Annotated in this window: 15 protein-coding genes; 9 read left to right on the top strand and 6 right to left on the bottom strand. The window is 59.7% G+C overall.

The annotated features are described in order from the left end of the window. The first annotated feature begins 68 nt into the window (after nt 1-68). The 3 genes from HKK52_RS15235 to HKK52_RS15245 all read left to right on the top strand — a co-directional run bounded on the left by HKK52_RS15235 (nt 69) and on the right by HKK52_RS15245 (nt 2,906). On the top strand, nt 69-1,016 hold the full coding sequence (locus tag HKK52_RS15235) for an ornithine cyclodeaminase family protein (RefSeq protein ID WP_169371499.1): 948 nt from the start codon (nt 69-71) through the stop codon (nt 1,014-1,016). A 45-nt stretch (nt 1,017-1,061) separates the two neighbouring features. Beyond that, entirely contained in the window at nt 1,062-2,189 is a 1,128-nt protein-coding gene (locus tag HKK52_RS15240; protein ID WP_169371500.1) for an NAD(P)/FAD-dependent oxidoreductase, read from the top strand. A gap of 90 nt (nt 2,190-2,279) precedes the next feature. Beyond that, nucleotides 2,280-2,906: a helix-turn-helix transcriptional regulator gene (locus tag HKK52_RS15245; RefSeq protein WP_169371501.1), complete on the top strand. Its 627-nt coding sequence runs from the start codon at nt 2,280-2,282 to the stop codon at nt 2,904-2,906. 123 nt (nt 2,907-3,029) lie between these two features. Here HKK52_RS15245 and HKK52_RS15250 read toward each other — a convergent pair whose 3' ends face one another. The 6 genes from HKK52_RS15250 to HKK52_RS15275 form a co-directional block, all read right to left on the bottom strand. Continuing rightward, the gene (locus tag HKK52_RS15250) at nt 3,030-3,806 is read right to left on the bottom strand and encodes an ABC transporter substrate-binding protein (protein WP_169371502.1); all 777 of its coding nucleotides are present in this window, start codon (nt 3,804-3,806) and stop codon (nt 3,030-3,032) included. A 272-nt stretch (nt 3,807-4,078) separates the two neighbouring features. After that, nucleotides 4,079-4,531: a molybdopterin synthase catalytic subunit MoaE gene (moaE, locus tag HKK52_RS15255; RefSeq protein ID WP_169371503.1), complete on the bottom strand. Its 453-nt coding sequence runs from the start codon at nt 4,529-4,531 to the stop codon at nt 4,079-4,081. A 2-nt stretch (nt 4,532-4,533) separates the two neighbouring features. Beyond that, entirely contained in the window at nt 4,534-4,776 is a 243-nt protein-coding gene (locus tag HKK52_RS15260) for a MoaD/ThiS family protein (protein ID WP_169371504.1), read from the bottom strand. Next, nucleotides 4,773-5,246 carry a cyclic pyranopterin monophosphate synthase MoaC gene (gene moaC / locus HKK52_RS15265; protein ID WP_169371505.1) on the bottom strand — a complete coding sequence of 158 codons (474 nt, stop codon included), beginning with the start codon at nt 5,244-5,246 and terminating at the stop codon, nt 4,773-4,775. The genes HKK52_RS15260 and moaC overlap by 4 nt, the downstream gene beginning before the upstream one ends. Before the next feature lie 157 nt (nt 5,247-5,403). Further along, nucleotides 5,404-6,798, bottom strand: coding sequence for a PhoH family protein (locus HKK52_RS15270; RefSeq protein WP_054049712.1), 1,395 nt, complete (start codon nt 6,796-6,798; stop codon nt 5,404-5,406). Nucleotides 6,799-7,145: 347 nt separating this feature from the next. Further along, nucleotides 7,146-8,270, bottom strand: coding sequence for a polysaccharide deacetylase family protein (locus HKK52_RS15275; RefSeq protein ID WP_169371506.1), 1,125 nt, complete (start codon nt 8,268-8,270; stop codon nt 7,146-7,148). Nucleotides 8,271-8,529: 259 nt separating this feature from the next. On the opposite strand from HKK52_RS15275, the gene yaaA reads away from it, so the two are divergent. From yaaA to HKK52_RS15310, 6 genes are all read left to right on the top strand, one after another. Beyond that, on the top strand, nt 8,530-9,309 hold the full coding sequence (gene yaaA, locus HKK52_RS15285; RefSeq protein ID WP_169371508.1) for a peroxide stress protein YaaA: 780 nt from the start codon (nt 8,530-8,532) through the stop codon (nt 9,307-9,309). A gap of 804 nt (nt 9,310-10,113) precedes the next feature. Beyond that, complete coding sequence (locus HKK52_RS15290) at nt 10,114-11,430, top strand: nucleotide sugar dehydrogenase (protein WP_169371509.1); 1,317 nt, start codon at nt 10,114-10,116, stop codon at nt 11,428-11,430. A 106-nt stretch (nt 11,431-11,536) separates the two neighbouring features. Beyond that, on the top strand, nt 11,537-13,018 hold the full coding sequence (gene alg8, locus HKK52_RS15295) for a mannuronan synthase (protein WP_429513745.1): 1,482 nt from the start codon (nt 11,537-11,539) through the stop codon (nt 13,016-13,018). Between the two features lie 36 nt (nt 13,019-13,054). Continuing rightward, nucleotides 13,055-14,224 carry an alginate biosynthesis protein Alg44 gene (locus HKK52_RS15300; protein ID WP_169371511.1) on the top strand — a complete coding sequence of 390 codons (1,170 nt, stop codon included), beginning with the start codon at nt 13,055-13,057 and terminating at the stop codon, nt 14,222-14,224. 9 nt (nt 14,225-14,233) lie between these two features. Continuing rightward, complete coding sequence (gene algK / locus HKK52_RS15305) at nt 14,234-15,640, top strand: alginate biosynthesis TPR repeat lipoprotein AlgK (RefSeq protein WP_169371512.1); 1,407 nt, start codon at nt 14,234-14,236, stop codon at nt 15,638-15,640. Continuing rightward, nucleotides 15,637-17,121, top strand: a complete 1,485-nt coding sequence (locus tag HKK52_RS15310) for an alginate export family protein (RefSeq protein ID WP_169371513.1) — start codon at nt 15,637-15,639, stop codon at nt 17,119-17,121. The genes algK and HKK52_RS15310 overlap by 4 nt, the downstream gene beginning before the upstream one ends. The last annotated feature ends 19 nt before the right edge of the window (nt 17,122-17,140 follow it).

Genomic DNA, 17,140 nt, shown 5'->3' on the forward strand with positions numbered 1-17,140 from the left:
CGCTTGCTCGAAACAACTAAAAGTCCATAATAGACAAATTAGTTTAATTTCAGCACCCGGAGCCGAGCATGTCCAGTACGCCCTACGTGATCAACCAACTTCAGGCTCGCGAGCTGCTGGCTCAGATCGACGTGCCGAAAATTCTGCGCAAGCTGTTCCGCGACCTGGCTGTCGGACAAGCCGTGCAACCGGCGCAGCAACTGGTGGAATTCCCCCAAGGCGCTGGCGACTTCATCAACTACCTGGGCGTGCTGGCGGAAGATGGGGTCTACGGGGTCAAGACGTCGCCCTATATCGTGCGCGAACAGGGTCCGCTGGTCACGGCGTGGACGCTGTTAATGTCGATGCAAACCGGACAGCCGCTGTTGCTCTGCGATGCTGGTGAACTGACCACCGCTCGCACCGCCGCGACTACGGCCGTGGCGGTCGACGCCCTCGCTCCGCTGCAAGCCCGGCGCCTGGCGATTATCGGCAGTGGCAAAATCGCCCAAGCGCACCTGCATTACGTCAAGAACCTGCGGGATTGGCAGAGCATCAACCTGTTCTCGCCAGGTTTGAGCGAACTGAATGCCGAGGCACGGGCGAATCTGCAAAACCTCGACCCGCGACTGACCCTCGTCGACAGTCGCGAAGCGGCGATTCACGACGCCGACGTGATCATGCTCTGCACCTCGTCAGCAGGGCCGGTGATCGATCCGTCCAGCCTCAGCAAACCGGCGCTGATCACCTCGATCAGCACCAACGCACCCCGCGCCCACGAAGTGCCGCCCCAAAGCCTCAACGACATGCAGGTGTTCTGCGACTATCGTCAGACCACCCCGGGCTCGGCGGGTGAAATGCTGATTGCCGGTGAGCAGCATGGTTGGGACAAGCGCGTGATCGTCGGTGACCTGCCCGATCTGCTCAGCGAAAAAGTCCAGCGCCCCAGTTACGAGCGCCATGTGTTCTTCCGCTCCATCGGCCTGGGCCTGGAAGACATTGCCCTGGCCAATGCTCTCTACCAACTCCAGCACTGACCACGCCCCGCACACACATTATTTGCGCCTTTTCAGGAGACGTTCATGAGCCAGGCAGACTTCATCATCATCGGCGGCGGGATTGCCGGCGCTTCCACCGGTTACTGGCTGTCGCAGCACGCACGCGTCATCGTGCTGGAGCGTGAAACCCATCCGGCCTATCACTCCACCGGACGTTCGGCGGCGCTGTACACCGCCGCGTATGGCACGCCGCAAGTGCGTGCGTTGACCCAGGCCAGCCGCGACTTCTTCGACGCCCCGCCCGCCGGTTTCTGCGATCACCCGTTGCTGACCCCACGCGGTGAAATGACCGTGGATTTCACCGGCGACCCGGCCGAGCTGAACAATCAATACCTGAGCGCCAAAGCCACGGTGCCGCAGATGCAACTGCTCAGCGCCGATGAAGCCTGCGCGCGCCTGCCGATCCTGCGCCGGGAAAAAGTCCATGGCGCGATCTACGACCCGACCGCCAGTGACATCGACACCGATGCCTTGCACCAGGGGTATCTGCGTGGGATCAAGCGCAATAAAGGTGAAGTCCATACCGACAGCGAAGCGCTGGGCCTGGCCCGTGACGCTGACGGCCAGTGGCACGTGCAAACCAGCGGGCAAACGTTCACCGCGCCAGTCATCATCAACGCCGCTGGCGCCTGGGCCGACAAAGTCGGTGCACTGGCCGGCGCCGCATCACTGGGCCTGCAACCAAAGCGTCGGGCGGCCTTCATTTTCGCCGGGCCCGAGGGCGTGGACATCCACCATTGGCCGATGCTGGTGGCGCTCGACGAATCCTTCTACATGAAGCCGGACGCCGGCATGTTCCTTGGTTCGCCCGCCAACGCCGACCCGGTGGAACCCCACGACGTACAGCCCGAAGAACTGGACATCGCCATGGGTATTTACCAGATCGAAGAAGCCACCACCTTGTCCATCCGCCGCCCGACCCGCACCTGGGCCGGCCTGCGCAGCTTTGTGGCCGACGGTGATTTGCTGTCCGGCTTCGACACGCAGGTGCCGGGGCTGTTCTGGGTCGCCGCGCAAGGTGGCTACGGCATCCAGACTTCACCGGCCATGGGCCAGGCCAGTGCGGCGCTGGTGCGCGGTGAAGCCTTGCCGGAGCAACTGCGCCAATTTGGCCTGGATGCCGCGATGCTCTCCCCGGCTCGCCTGGGTTGAGCTGCGGACTTGAGTGACGCGTCGACCCGATTGCGGCAAACTTCCAGCGCCCTGTTTGATGGGGCGCTGACGTTGCCTGGAGCTCCCTGTATGAATGCACCTGAACAAGACCCGGCCCTGGACAACTTCCGGGCGATCGCCGACGCCATCGCCACGCTGTTCTTTCCTCATGCCGAGGTGGTGCTGCACGATTTGCGCACGCAAAAAGTCGATTACATCGCTAACAACCTGTCGAAACGGGAAATCGGTGATGACTCGTCACTGGAGGACATGCTCAGCGAGGAGGTCAGCGAACGAAACATCGGGCCGTACGAAAAGCTTAATTGGGACGGTCAGAAGATTCGCAGCCTCAGCAGTGTGCTGCGCGACAGCGACGGCCATCCGCTGGCGGTGCTGTGCATCAACCTGAATATCTCGCTGTTTGAAAATGCCAAGGCGGCGCTGGATTTGTTCCTGTCGCCGACCAAGCTGATCCCGCAACCGGACTCATTGTTTCGCGATGACTGGCAGGAGCGGATCAACACCTTCCTGCATGCCTGGCTGCGCGAGCGTCAGTTGAGCCTGAATGTGCTGACCCGCGATCACAAGCGCGAGCTGGTGCTGGCGTTGCACGCCGAAGGCGCGTTCAAGGGCAAAAGCGCCTCCAACTATGTGGCCAATGTGCTGAACATGGGGCGGGCGACTGTTTACAAGCATTTGAAGGAATTGAAGGGTTAGGCATTTGGATGTGTGGTGTTTGAGCGGGCCTCTTCGCGGGCAAGCCTCGCTCCTACAGGTTCAATGTTGTTCGTGGACGACACAAAACCTGTAGGAGCGAGGCTTGCCCGCGAAGGCGGTCGATCAATCGCCGTAGATGTCAGACTTGAAATACTTATCCGAAATCTTCTGGTATTCGCCATTCGCGCGAATGCCGTCGATGGCCGCGTTCAGTTCGCTGACCAACTCGGTATTGCCCTTGCGCACCGCAATCCCGGCGCCCTCGCCCACGTATTTAGGGTCTTTCAGCTCTGGCCCGACAAACGCATAACCTTTGCCACGCGGCATCGACAGGAAGTCATTGAGCGGAATGGTGTCGGCAAAAATCGCATCGAGACGGCCGGCGGCCAGGTCCATGTAGATCTCTTCGTTGTTGCTGTAGCGCTTGACGTTGACGCCCTTGGGCTCGAAGACCTCGGTGGCGTAACGGTCGGTGGTGGTCGCCCGTTGCACACCGACGTTCTTGCCCTTGAGGCTGGCGTACTGGTCATCCACCACCGCGCCATCCTTCATCACCAGGCGCGACGAAGTGAAGTAGTACTTGTGGGTGAAATCCACCGACTTCTTGCGATCTTCGTTGATGGTCATGGACGACAGCGCCATGTCGATTTTCTTCACTTTCAGGGAAGGAATCAGACCGTCGAACTCACCTTCAACCCACGTGCACTTGACCTTCATCTGCGCGCACAGGGCATTGCCGATGTCGTAGTCGAACCCGACGATTTCGCCTTTGTCGGTTTTGGATGCGAACGGCGGATACGCCGCTTCGATGCCGATACGCAGGGTTTTCTCGGCGGCGAACAACGTGCTGCACGCCAACAGGCTCAAGGCCAGACCGGTGATGAGGGGGAATTTCTTCATGTTCGTTCTCTCGCGGGTTGTTGTTGGTTTGGCAAGACAGAAGAAAGAGCTGGAACGGGGAATGCTGTTTTTGTACTTTGAATTCCATACTGGACTTTTATGTATAAATCGTCAATCGCGTGCGCACGCCGCTGCCGTATCTCTGGTCGGGAAATGAATCAGGGGAGATTGATCGTTCCCACGCTCTGCGTCACAACAGAAGCAGGGACGCGGAGCATCCCGGGCGGCATTACCACGCAGAGCGTGGGAACGATCACGATCAGGCTGACGAATTATTTCTTCCAGCGATCCGCCGCCGCATGATCGCTGTCCCGCCCTTCCACCCAGCGCGGTCCATCGCTGGTGTTTTCTTTCTTCCAGAACGGCGCGCGGGTTTTCAGGTAGTCCATGACAAAGGCGCAGGCATCGAATGCGGCCTGGCGGTGGGCGCTGGCGGCGCCGACGAAGACGATCGGCTCACCCGGTTCCAGGGCGCCGATGCGGTGCAGCACTTCCAGCTTGAGCAGCGGCCAGCGCTGCTCGGCCTCCGTGGCAATCTTGCCCAGGGCCTTTTCGGTCATGCCCGGATAATGCTCGAGAAACATCCCCGCGACATCCAGTCCATCATTGAAGTCGCGCACATAGCCGACAAAACTCACCACCGCGCCGACGCCGACATTGGCAGCGTGCATGGCATTGACTTCAGCGCCCGGATCGAACGCCGTGGACTGCACGCGAATCGCCATGATCAGCCCCCGGTCACGGTGGGAAAGAACGCCACTTCATCGCCGTCGATCACTGGCTCATCGAGTTGGCAAAGGTCTTCGTTACGAGCGCACATCAGGTTCTGCTCGCTCAATACTTCGGCACCGTCGCGCCGGGCCAGCAGCGCCCGCACGTCATCCACCGTGGCGAAATCGCCTTCAACCTGGACCGAATCCATGCCTAACGCTTCACGGTAACGGGCGAAAAACTTCACCGTGACCTTCATGACGGATCCGCCTGGAAATGCCCGCTCTTGCCGCCAAGCTTCTCCAGCAGTCGCACGCTTTCGATGGTCATGCCACGATCCACGGCCTTGCACATGTCGTAGATGGTCAATGCGGCAACGCTGGCGGCGGTCAGGGCTTCCATCTCGACGCCGGTCTGCCCGGACAACTTGCAACGGGCGACGATGCGCACGGTATCGGCGCCTTCGGCACTGAGTTCAACTTTGACGCCGGTGAGCATCAGCGGATGGCACAGGGGAATCAGGTCGCTGGTTTTCTTCGCGGCTTGAATGCCGGCGATACGCGCCACGGCAAAAACATCACCCTTGGGATGACCGCCGCTGACAATCATTTGCAGGGTTTCGGGCTGCATGCGCACCAGCGCCTGGGCGGTCGCTTCACGGAACGTCACGGCTTTTTCAGTGACGTCGACCATGTTGGCGCGACCTTGGGAATCGAGATGAGTCAGCACAGGGTTACTCCTGATCAGGAGCGTCGATTGTAAACCTGCGGGTCAATTTTCCGCACGTTTGATTATTTGATGAATGGCACCGCTCGCTCCTACAAGGGTTTTGGGTAGAGCATAAAAAACCGGGCGGCTGTTGGGCCGCCCGGTTCGGGAGAAGCGGTTACAAATGGGTTTCGGCGTATTCGGCCAGGATCGAACGTGGCACCCCTTGCAGGGTGATATGCACACCGTTAGGGAAATCCTTGAAGCGTTCAGTCAGGTAGGTCAGCCCGGAGCTGGTCGCGGACAGGTAAGGGGTGTCGATCTGCGCCAGGTTGCCCAGGCACACCACTTTGGAACCGGCGCCGGCACGGGTGATGATGGTTTTCATCTGGTGCGGCGTGAGGTTCTGGCATTCATCGATCAGGATCAGGCTCTGCTGGAAGCTGCGACCCCGGATGTAGTTGAGGGATTTGAACTGCAACGGCACTTTGCTGAGGATGTAGTCGACGCTGCCATGGGTGTTTTCGTCATCCATGTGCAAGGCTTCGAGGTTGTCGGTGATGGCGCCCAGCCAAGGCTCCATTTTTTCCGCTTCGGTGCCGGGCAGGAAGCCGATTTCCTGGTCCAGGCCCTGCACGCTGCGGGTGGCGATGATGCGGCGATAGCGTTTGCTGACCATGGTCTGCTCGATGGCAGCGGCCAGGGCCAGGATGGTTTTACCGGAACCGGCCGCGCCGGACAGGTTGACCAGGTGGATGTCCGGATCAAGCAGCGCGTACAGCGCCAGGCTCTGATAGATGTCACGCGGTTTCAGGCCCCAGGCTTCCTGGTGCAACAGGGGTTCCTGATGCAGGTCGAGAATCAGCAGGCGGTCTTCCTCGATCTCCTTGATCCAGCCGACAAACCCTTGTTCGTCGATGATGAATTCATTGATATGCACGGCTGGCAGGTTGTCGATCAGCTTCACCTGGTGCCAGGTGCGGCCATGATCCTGACGGGTTTCGACCTTGCTCACGAGGTCCCAGAAGGAGCCGGTCATGTTGTGGTAGCCGTTAGGCAGCAACGATACGTCGTCGACCAGTTGGTCGGTGCTGTAGTCCTCGGCCGCAATCCCGCACGCCCGGGCCTTGAGGCGCATGTTGATGTCTTTGGTCACCAGCACCACAGGCAATTTGGGTTCGCGCGCGTGCAGGTCGATCAACTGGTTGATGATGATGTTGTCGTTCAGGTGCTCGGGCAAGATGATGTTCGGCTCGGCGCGCTTGCTCATCAGAATTGACAGCAAACCCTTGGGCCCACTCTTGCCGCGCTGGATCGGCACACCGAGTTCGACGTCTTCAGGGCTGGCATCGCCCAGGGTCTTGTCGATCAGGCGGATCGCCTGACGGCATTCGGCCGCAACGCTGTGATGCCCGCTCTTGAGCTTATCCAGCTCCTCAAGCACGGTCATCGGGATCGCAACGTGGTGTTCTTCGAAGTTAAGCAGGGCGTTTGGATCGTGAATCAATACGTTGGTATCGAGTACATAAAGGATTGGCTGGTTGGAAGAAGAACTACGTCCGTGATCATCCATACTCGGTCACCTTTGTGGGAGCCATTCGACGCAATACCTTGGCAGTGCTGCGCCTCGAAGTGGCCACCGAATTCACCTGCGAGAATTCAAGTGAACTGCGAACAAGTTGGGTCTTGGAAGACGCCACCTGTGTTGCAGGTTTCGGCGGTCTGTCTTCGTAATACTCCAAAACCCATGACAGAAAAAAGCACTTTGACGTTTTTTTGAAGTTTATTTTTCAGAGTGACGAATAGCCCTTGGCGTGCAGGCATTGTGCCGTTAAAGTCGGAAGTCCGCCTGCATCGAAATTCCTCCCGAAATCACCCCACACTGCCCTCAGCCCCAACGTTTCCGGGCTTTTCACGATTTCAGCGAAACGCGTCCTGACAGTCTTCCCAACCGATCCCGCTTTGCGTCGTTTGCGTAATGAGCCAGGGCATCGACGTTTTCAGCGCATCCTGCTTCACATTGAAATTGATCACGCCGTGGCGCCATAACAGCATCAGGGTCAGCACCCGTTGCGCGCTTTGAGCGCCCTTGAGCTTGCCGGCGCCGTCCTGGGGATCGATGTCCCACAAGGCCACCTGCAAACCCTGGGACTCGAAGAAGCCCTGGGCATCGGAACGCCGCTGACCATCGGGCGGACGAAACAGCGGCACGTAGTTCTCCGGCAGCTTGCTCTTGACCAGATCGGCACTGCGCCGCACCGAGTCCTGCCAATCCTGCCAATGGCTGTGGGAGCGGAACTCCCAGCCCTGCACGCCGAGGCATTGCTGCGAATACATGGCTTGCAGGCTCGCCACCGAACGATCGGCCAACCGCGCCTGGATATCCTTGCCAAGCACGAAGAAGGTGCCATTCATGTTCGACTTGCGCAGGTACTCGGTCACCCACCCGGTGTTGTCCGGCCCGGCATTGGCGGCACTGTCGAACGTCAGCAGAAACAGCCGGTCATGCATCTCGTCGCCGTTGCGCTCATAGTCGCCAAAACGATCGACTTCACTGCTGGTTTGCGGAAACAGCGCGGCCTTGCGCAACTGCTCGTCGAGGTATTGGGCGTGAAACAGGCGGCTCGGCTCGGACCACTTGATATAGAAGCTGTCGTCACTGACCACGAACTTGGCCGCTTGCTCGCGCAGGGTCGGCAGGTCTTCGACCAGGAAACAGAACGACGCATCCTGATCGCAGCTCTGCTGGGCGAAGTTGTAGTTGGTCAACAAGCGCTGCCACATGCGCGCGCGCAGGCTGTTGATCGAGTCCAGATTGATCGTGCGCAGGCCCAGGCGCTGGGCCAGGCCCGCTTCATCCAGGGATTCGCTGGCCAGCAGCACCCGGGCGAACATGAGGATTTCGGCGCGGGACGCGACGTCGAACAGGGTCGGGCTGGTGAGCTGTTCCGGCCAGGTGCTGCGGTCCAACGTTGCCACATCACCGGGCGCCGCCAGGGCACCGAAGCTCAAGAGCCAGGCCGAGAATAAAAGAACGATACGCAATGGGATGTCTCCATAACAAAACCCGCGCGGCACTATAGCTGATCCCGCCGACATGATCGTTCCCACGCTCTGCGTGGTAACGCCTCCCCGGACGCTCCGCGTCCGCTTTGGCGGTGACGCGGAGCGTCACTGGCTGCATTCCCACGCAAGGCGTGGGAACGATCATCTGTGTAAACCACCGATCACCTATGGACTTGATAGCTGGAGTCAACACGGACAACCCCCTAGAATCGCCCCCACGATTAAAGGAGACGACTTCATGCTGATGGTGATTTCCCCCGCCAAGACCCTCGATTACGAAACACCGCCGGCGACCCAGCGCTTCACTCAGCCGCAATACCTGGACCATTCCCAGGAGCTGATCATGCAACTGCGCGACCTTACGCCGGCGCAGATCAGCGAGTTGATGCACGTCTCCGACAAGATCGGTGGACTCAACGCCGCGCGTTTCGGCAGCTGGACGCCTGCGTTCACCCCGGAAAACGCCAAGCAGGCGCTGTTGGCCTTCAAGGGCGACGTCTATACCGGCCTGAACGCGCAAACCTTCAGCGAAGCCGATTTCGATTACGCCCAGCAGCATTTGCGCATGCTGTCCGGCCTCTACGGCCTGCTGCGCCCGCTGGACCTGATGCAGCCGTATCGGTTGGAGATGGGCACCAAGCTGGCCAATGCCCGTGGCAAGGACCTGTACGCCTTCTGGGGCACGCGGATCAGCGAATGGCTGAATGAAGCGCTGGCCGATCAAGGTGACGACGTGCTGCTGAACCTGGCCTCCAACGAGTACTTCTCGGCGGTCAAACGCAACGCCCTGAACGCGCGCATCATCAATACCGATTTCAAGGACCTGAAAAACGGCCAGTACAAAATCATCAGCTTCTATGCGAAGAAGGCTCGCGGGATGATGAGCCGTTTCGTCATCGAAGAGCGCATCAACGACCCGGCCGACCTCAAGCAATTCGATGTCCAGGGTTACCGCTACAGCGCCGAACAGTCCAAGCCGGACAATCTGGTGTTCTTGCGCGATCACGCTCCCGAGTAATGCACACTTTCGGCGCACGACCGCCGGTCGTGCGCGCTGTTTGATCGTCCAACAATTCCCCGCCTGTTTCGCCAGTTCATTGGCGCCAAAAATACATCACTGCGATTTCTAACTTTTGTTTCACTCGACAATCGTGATTTTTTTCAGTAGTGGCACTGACATTTTTTAACAATAGTGGCACTTACCCATCCAATTCGATAATCACCCTATATATAAAGGGCCAAACGGCAAGTGCTATCAGTTTGAAAGCAGTGCCATCTTTCTCAATATTTCAAGAAATTTCAGAATTCGCGATGGGCGGACAGGAACTATGTCCAAATGCGTCGCTCATACCACCGGTAACGATTCTTCTTGAATGTGTAGGAGATAACTTACGCAGAGACGAGAACCATGTAGCCAAGTTGTCACACTAACTTCTGCTTAATGGCCTCTTATTTGGGCAAGACATATAGGACAGGAGATACGCACCATTACTATCCCCTATACGGCCAAGGCAGCGCCCCTATAAACGTGCTCTCCCGAGCACCCAACCGCTTGATTTACGGGCCTCACGCCTGGCATTGAGCGCGCAAGACCTTTGCACCAACGCCCCCTGAACAGGGGACAGGATGCATAACAGGGCACATCACAATAATAAGGCCTAGTTGCGCACATCTTGAGTGCACTTATTTAGTCACTCGGAACTTAGTATGCCTGCACGCTGCATTGTGGCGCCTGTAAGGCTGCACTTGCGAGTGCACTACGACCGCTGAACACCATTAACTCCGGCCATCTAATGGCTTGATAATTACAGAGGTAAATGCGATGCGCATCAGCATATTTGGTTTGGGTTACGTCGGTGCAGTATGTGCCGGTTGCCTGTCTGCACGTGGCCATGACGTCATTGGCGTCGATGTGGCCAAAGACAAGATCGATATGATCAACGCCGGCAAATCGCCGATCGTTGAACCGGGTCTGGGCGAGCTTCTGCAGAAGGGTATCGAGACGGGCAAACTGCGCGGCACGACCAACTTCGCCGAAGCGATTCGCGACACCGACCTGTCGATGATCTGCGTCGGTACGCCGAGCAAGAAGAACGGCGACCTGGAACTGAACTACATCGAGGCCGTGTGCCGCGAGATCGGTTTTGTCCTGCGCGACAAGACCACCCGCCACACCATCGTGGTTCGCAGCACCGTATTGCCGGGCACGGTCGCAAACGTTGTCATCCCGATTCTCGAAGACTGCTCCGGCAAGAAAGCCGGCGTCGACTTCGGTGTGGCGGTCAACCCTGAGTTCCTGCGTGAAAGCACCGCGATCGCCGACTACGACCTGCCACCGATGACCGTCATCGGCGAATTCGACAAGGCCAGCGGCGACGTGCTGCAAGCCCTGTACGAAGAGCTCGACGCACCGATCATCCGCAAGGACATCGCCGTCGCCGAGATGATCAAGTACACCTGCAACGTGTGGCACGCCACCAAGGTGACCTTCGCCAACGAGATCGGCAACATCGCCAAGGCAGTCGGCGTCGATGGTCGTGAAGTGATGGAAGTCGTCTGCCAGGACAAAACCCTGAACCTGTCGCAGTACTACATGCGTCCAGGCTTCGCGTTCGGCGGCTCTTGCCTGCCGAAAGACGTGCGTGCCCTGACCTTCCGTGCCGGTTCCCTGGACGTCGATGCGCCGCTGCTCAACTCGCTGATGCGCAGCAACGTGTCGCAAGTGCAGAACGCGTTCGACATCGTCTCCAGCCACGACAAACGCAAAGTCGCCCTGCTGGGCCTGAGCTTCAAGGCCGGCACCGATGACCTGCGCGAAAGCCCACTGGTAGACCTGGCGGAAATGCTGATCGGCAAGGGCTACGACCTGAGCATCTACGACAGCAACGTCGAGTACGCCCGTGTCCACGGCGCGAACAAGGATTACATCGAGTCGAAGATCCCGCACGTCTCGTCCTTGCTCAACTCCGACTTCGACGACGTGATCAACAACTCCGACGTGATCATCCTCGGCAACCGTGACGAGAAATTCCGCGCCCTGGCGGAACAGGCTCCACACGGCAAGCAAGTGATCGACCTGGTCGGCTTCATGTCCAAAGCCACCAGCGTCACCGGTCGCACCGAAGGCATCTGCTGGTAAGTCAATTTTCCGGCCGGGGGATTTCAACCCCCGGCCGGACTTTCGCCTGCCTTAACCCCATCGGGCCACCCAACAGGCTCGCCCGAGATAGAGACGGATGCAGATTATGCACAGGCTAAAGCACGGCCTACTTCAGGCCGCCGGTTGGCTGTTTTACCTAAGTTTATTGATGGGCATCGCCATGGCGTTGCCTTCGTCCACGTTCGACTCCGAGTCGAAGGACTTCATTTTCCTGATCGGTTTCATCGGGATCTGGCGTTACTCGATGGGTGCCACGCACTTTTTTCGCGGCATGCTGTTCCTGTACGTGGTCTACCCGCACCTGCGGCGCAAAGTGCGCAAGCTGGGTAAAGCGGCAGACCCGTCCCATGTGTTCCTGATGGTCACCAGCTTCCGCATCGACGCCCTGACCACCGCCCAGGTCTACGCCTCGGTGATTCGCGAAGCGATCGACTGCGGCCTGCCGACCACCATGGTCTGCTCCATCGTGGAAATGTCCGATGAGAAGCTGGTCAAGAGCCTCTGGTCCCGGATGAATCCGCCGGATCGGGTCAAGCTCGACTTCGTGCGTATTCCCGGCACCGGCAAGCGCGATGGCCTGGCCTACGGTTTCCGCGCCATCTCCCGCCACCTGCCGGATGACCGCGCAGTGGTTGCAGTGATCGATGGCGACACCGTGCTCGCTCCCGGCGTCGTGCTCAAGACCGTGCCGTGGTTCCAGCTGTTCGGCAATGTCGGCGGCCTGACCACCAACGAGTTCTGCGAAGTGCGCGGCGGCTACGTCATGGCCGAATGGCACAAACTGCGCTTCGCCCAACGCCACATCAACATGTGCTCGATGGCCCTGTCCAAGCGCGTGCTGACCATGACCGGACGGATGTCGGTATTCCGCGCCACCGTGGTGACTGACCCGGACTTCATCGCCGACGTGGAAAGCGACTCGCTGCAACACTGGCGCCTGGGCCGCTTCAAGTTCCTCACCGGTGACGACAAGTCGAGCTGGTTCAGCCTGATGCGCCTGGGCTACGACACCTTCTACGTCCCCGACGCGGCGATCCACACCGTGGAACACCCGCCGGAAAAAAGCTTCATCAAGGCCAGCCGCAAACTGATGTTCCGCTGGTACGGCAACAACCTGCGCCAGAACTCCCGCGCTCTGGGCCTGGGGATGAAACGCCTAGGCCTGTTCACCTCGGTAGTGCTGTTCGATCAGCGTGTGTCGATGTGGACGTCCTTGCTCGGCCTGACGGTGGCGATCATCGCCAGCTTCAAGTACGGCGCCGCGTTCATCCTCGCGTACCTGCTGTGGATCGGCCTCACCCGCCTGATCCTGACCTTGCTGCTGTCGTGCTCCGGTCACCGGATCGGCCCGGCCTACCCGATGATTCTCTATTACAACCAGATCGTCGGCGCGCTGGTGAAGATCTACGTGTTCTTCCGCCTCGACCAACAATCCTGGACTCGCCAGGACACCAAATTGACCCGTGATCTCGCCAGCTTTCAACGTTGGTTCAACACCTGGTCGTCTCGGACCATGACCTTCTCCGCCGGCAGCGTTTTCGTCGCCGTGTTGCTGATGATGGTCTGACCGCCCCCTTATTGAATTAACCAGGACATTGCCCCTATGAATACCGCCGTCAACGCCAACGTAGTGCACGAATCCGAAGCCCAGCGCCAACATGCCCGAGTGAAAATCCCGGCCAAGCTGCGGTTCTTCGGCCCTGACCGGACTCCGGTAGATGCCCGGGTCATCGACCTGTCCGCTGGCGGCCTGGCGTTCAACGCCGGTCAGTTGCCACTGAAAATCGGTGAGGTGTACAAGGCTCGCCTGCAATTCGTCATCGATAACCTTGGCCTGGCCATGGACGTGGAATTGCAAGTCCGCTCCTTCGATCGCCCGACCGGTCGCGTCGGTTGCCAGTTCCAGAACCTGGAATCGCAAGACATCTCGACCCTGCGTCACTTGATCACCTCTCACCTGGCCGGCGACATCGTCAGCATGGGTGAAGTGCTGGCGACCCTGCAGCGCGACAACTTCACCAAGGCGCGCAAGGTCAAGGATGGCGGCCACGGCATGACCCCGTTCGGTCGTCTGCGTGCGGTGACCTTCAGCTTCGCGATTTTCCTCGTTGGCCTCGCGGCGTTCGGTTTCATCTTCAAGTCGGTGTACGGCATGTACTTCGTCAGCCATGCACAGGCCGGCATCGTCAGCGTCCCGGGCATGAACATCACCATGCCCCGCGACGGCACCGTGCAGAGCCTGATCAAAGACGACGGCATCGCCGCCAAAGGCGCCCCGCTGGCGACCTTCAGCACCAGCATGCTCGATGTCCTCAAGGGCCATCTGGACGAAGACCAGTTGCAACCGGCCAAGGTTGAAGAACTGTTCGGCAAGCAAATGACCGGCACCCTGACCTCGCCGTGCGATTGCACCGTGGCCCAGCAACTGGTTGCCAACGGTCAGTACGCCAGCAAGGGCGACGTGATCTTCACCCTGGTGCCGCGTAACAGCGAAGCCAACATCGACGCACGCTTCACTTATCGCCAGTTCGCCGACGTGCGTCCAGGCGCACCGGTGACCTTCGAAATCGCCGGCGAAGACAAGACTCGCACCGGCAAGATCGTCAGCAGCACCAGCCTGAAAAGTGCCGACCTGTCTTCCGACATCCGCGTCCAGATCAAGCCTGACGAGCCGCTGAACAGCACCTTCGCCGGTCGCCCGGTGGAAGTGAACAGCAATCGTGGCCCGAACCTGAACTGGCTGATCGACAAAGCCATGGCCGCCGGTATTTAAGCAGAGGACATGCCTGTGACGAGCCCACTCAGAATCCTGCCGGTCCCGCTGACGCTGGCCATGGCAATTGCCCTGGCCGGTTGCGCCGGCCTGCCCGACCAACGCCTGGCGAACGAAGCGCTCAAGCGCGGCGACACCGCGCTGGCTCAGCAGAACTACCAGCAACTGGCAGACCTGGGCTACAGCGAAGCACAGGTTGGCCTCGCCGATATCCAGGTCGACAGCCGTGACCCGGCGCAGATGAAACAGGCCGAGGCGACTTACCGCGCCGCGGTCGATGTCTCGCCGCGAGCCCAGGCTCGCCTCGGTCGCCTGCTGGTGGCCAAGCCCGGTTCCACCGAAGCCGAACAGCACGAAGCCGAAGGCCTGTTGAAAAAAGCCGGCGCCAATGGCGAAGGCAACACGCTGATTCCGCTGGCGATGCTGTACCTGCAATACCCGCACAGTTTCCCGAACGTCAACGCCCAGCAGCAAATCAGTAAGTGGCGCGCCGAAGGCAAGCCGGAAGCGGGCCTGGCCCAAGTGCTGCTCTATCGCACCCAAGGCACTTACGACCAGCACCTGGACGAAGTGGAAACCATCTGCAAAGCCGCGTTGAACACCACCGACATCTGCTACGTCGAGCTGGCCACGGTTTATCAGAAACAAGCCAAGCCAGAGCAAACCGCCGAGCTGATCAAGCAGATGCAAGCCGCTCACACTCGCGGCACCGTTAGCGCTCAACGCGTCGACAGCGTCGCTCGCGTCCTGGGTGATGCGACCCTGGGCAAGACCGACGAGAAAACCGCGCAGTCCCTGCTCGAAGACATCGCCCCTGGCTACCCCGCTTCCTGGGTCAGCCTGGCGCAACTGCTCTACGACTTCCCGGAACTGGGTGACGTCGACAAAATGATGAAGTACCTGGACAACGGTCGCGCCGCGGATCAACCCCGCGCCGAACTGTTGCTGGGCAAGCTCTACTACGAAGGCAAATGGGTGCCGGCCGACGCCAAGGTCGCCGAAGAACACTTCCAGAAAGCCGTGGGCCGGGAAGTGGCCGCCGATTACTACCTCGGCCAGATTTACCGTCGTGGCTACCTGGGCAAGGTCTATTCCCAGAAGGCTCTGGATCACCTGCTGACCGCTGCGCGCAACGGCCAGAACAGCGCCGACTTCGCCATCGCCCAGCTGTTTTCCCAAGGCAAGGGCACCAAGCCCAACCCGGTCAACGCTTACGTCTTCAGCCAGCTGGCCAAGGCTCAGGACACCCCGCAAGCCAATGAGCTTGCGACAACACTCGAAGCCCAACTGCCGCCTGCCCAGCTCGCCGAGGCCCAACGCCTGTTGAAACAAGAACAGGCCGTTCGTGGTTCCTCGAGCCAGAACAAGCTGGATTTGCATGCCCTGCAAGAAGAAGACGGCGAGGAAACACTATGAAGCTCAATCCATTCGTGAAGGCCGGTATTGGCCTGACATTCGCCCTGCTGTGGTCGTGTCCGACCCTGGCAGCGATGACCGAAGCCAAGAACTACGGTCTTGAAGTGAAAGTCACCGGCCAGTCTGAAGACGACGCCGACCTCGGTACAGCCAAGGGCGGCGACGTCAATGGCCTGGGCCTCGACCTGCGTCCGTGGGTCTACGGTGAAAGCGGCGCGTGGAGCGCTTATGCGATGGGTCAGGCGGTGACGTCTACCGACATCATCGAAACCGACACCTTGCAACAGGCCGACGACACCACTCAGGCCACCGATAACGGTGATCGCAAGTCGAAGAAAAACTACCTGGCCATGCGCGAGTTCTGGGTCGGCTACAGCGGCCTCACGCCATACCCTGGCGAGATGCTCAAGCTCGGTCGTCAACGCCTGCGCAATGAAGACGGGCAGTTCCGCGACGCCAACATCGAAGCCCTGAACTGGACCTTCGACACCACCCTGTTGCGCGCCAACGCCGGTGTTGCCGAACGCTTCAGCGAATACCGCACCGACTTGAAAGAACTGGCGCCCAAAGACAAGGATCGCCTGCACGCCTACGCCGATGCGGCGTATCAGTGGACCCCGGGCAATTGGGTCGGCATCCGTGGTCATCACACCCACGATGACGGCAAGCTCGACTACCCGGAACCGGGTGTAGCCGGCGACTCGCTGGACAAGAAACAGAATGGCGACATCAGCTGGCTCGGCCTCACCGCCGACAGCGACGCCTACAACTGGCGCAACACCAACACCGTCAACTACTGGGGCAGCATCACCGGTATGAGCGGCGACACCGACACGGTCAACGCGCTCAACGCCGATGGCACCCGCCCGACCGAAGCCAAGACCGGTGAAGACCTCAACGGCTGGGCCACCGATGTCGGCCTGCGCCTGCGCCTCGATCCGCAATGGCAAGTCGGTGCAGCCTATGCCCGCGCCAGCGCCGATTACCAACAGAACGGCCTGGAAAGCAACCGCTCGAACTACACCGGTACTCGCTCGCGGGTTCACCGTTTCGGCGAAGCCTTCCGCGGCGAAATGAACAACATGCAAACCGCGACCCTGTTCGGTTCGTGGATGCTCAACGACGAATACGACGCCAGCCTCGTGTACCACAAGTTCTGGCGTGTGGACGGCAGCAAGCCGGTGGGCAGCAACGGTATCAACGCCGTCGAGAACAACACCGACGACGCCACCGGCGCGATCCTCTCCAGCACCTCCCTGCCGCTGCAAGATGGCAACAAGGACCTCGGTCAGGAAATGGACCTGGTGGTCACCAAGTACTTCAAGCAAGGGCTGTTGCCTGCCGCTTTGAGCCAGTCGATCGATGAGCCTTCGGCCCTGGTGCGTTTCCGTGGCGGTGTGTTCAAGCCCGGCGATGCCTACGGCAAAGAAGTCGATTCGTACATGCACCGCGCGTTCATCGACGTGATCTGGCGCTTCTGATGCGAGCCGCCAAAGGAGT

The sequence above is a fragment of the Pseudomonas sp. ADAK2 genome (genome assembly GCF_012935755.1).
Lineage (GTDB): Bacteria > Pseudomonadota > Gammaproteobacteria > Pseudomonadales > Pseudomonadaceae > Aquipseudomonas.

Coding starts and splice junctions, on each gene's coding strand:
- HKK52_RS15235 (WP_169371499.1), top strand. CDS start 69: ATGTCCAGTACGCCCTACGTGATCAACCAACTTCAGGCTCGCGAGCTG.
- HKK52_RS15240 (WP_169371500.1), top strand. CDS start 1,062: ATGAGCCAGGCAGACTTCATCATCATCGGCGGCGGGATTGCCGGCGCT.
- HKK52_RS15245 (WP_169371501.1), top strand. CDS start 2,280: ATGAATGCACCTGAACAAGACCCGGCCCTGGACAACTTCCGGGCGATC.
- HKK52_RS15250 (WP_169371502.1), bottom strand. CDS start 3,806: ATGAAGAAATTCCCCCTCATCACCGGTCTGGCCTTGAGCCTGTTGGCG.
- moaE (WP_169371503.1), bottom strand. CDS start 4,531: ATGGCGATTCGCGTGCAGTCCACGGCGTTCGATCCGGGCGCTGAAGTC.
- HKK52_RS15260 (WP_169371504.1), bottom strand. CDS start 4,776: ATGAAGGTCACGGTGAAGTTTTTCGCCCGTTACCGTGAAGCGTTAGGC.
- HKK52_RS15270 (WP_054049712.1), bottom strand. CDS start 6,798: ATGGATGATCACGGACGTAGTTCTTCTTCCAACCAGCCAATCCTTTAT.
- yaaA (WP_169371508.1), top strand. CDS start 8,530: ATGCTGATGGTGATTTCCCCCGCCAAGACCCTCGATTACGAAACACCG.
- HKK52_RS15290 (WP_169371509.1), top strand. CDS start 10,114: ATGCGCATCAGCATATTTGGTTTGGGTTACGTCGGTGCAGTATGTGCC.
- alg8 (WP_429513745.1), top strand. CDS start 11,537: ATGCACAGGCTAAAGCACGGCCTACTTCAGGCCGCCGGTTGGCTGTTT.
- HKK52_RS15300 (WP_169371511.1), top strand. CDS start 13,055: ATGAATACCGCCGTCAACGCCAACGTAGTGCACGAATCCGAAGCCCAG.
- algK (WP_169371512.1), top strand. CDS start 14,234: ATGCCTGTGACGAGCCCACTCAGAATCCTGCCGGTCCCGCTGACGCTG.
- HKK52_RS15310 (WP_169371513.1), top strand. CDS start 15,637: ATGAAGCTCAATCCATTCGTGAAGGCCGGTATTGGCCTGACATTCGCC.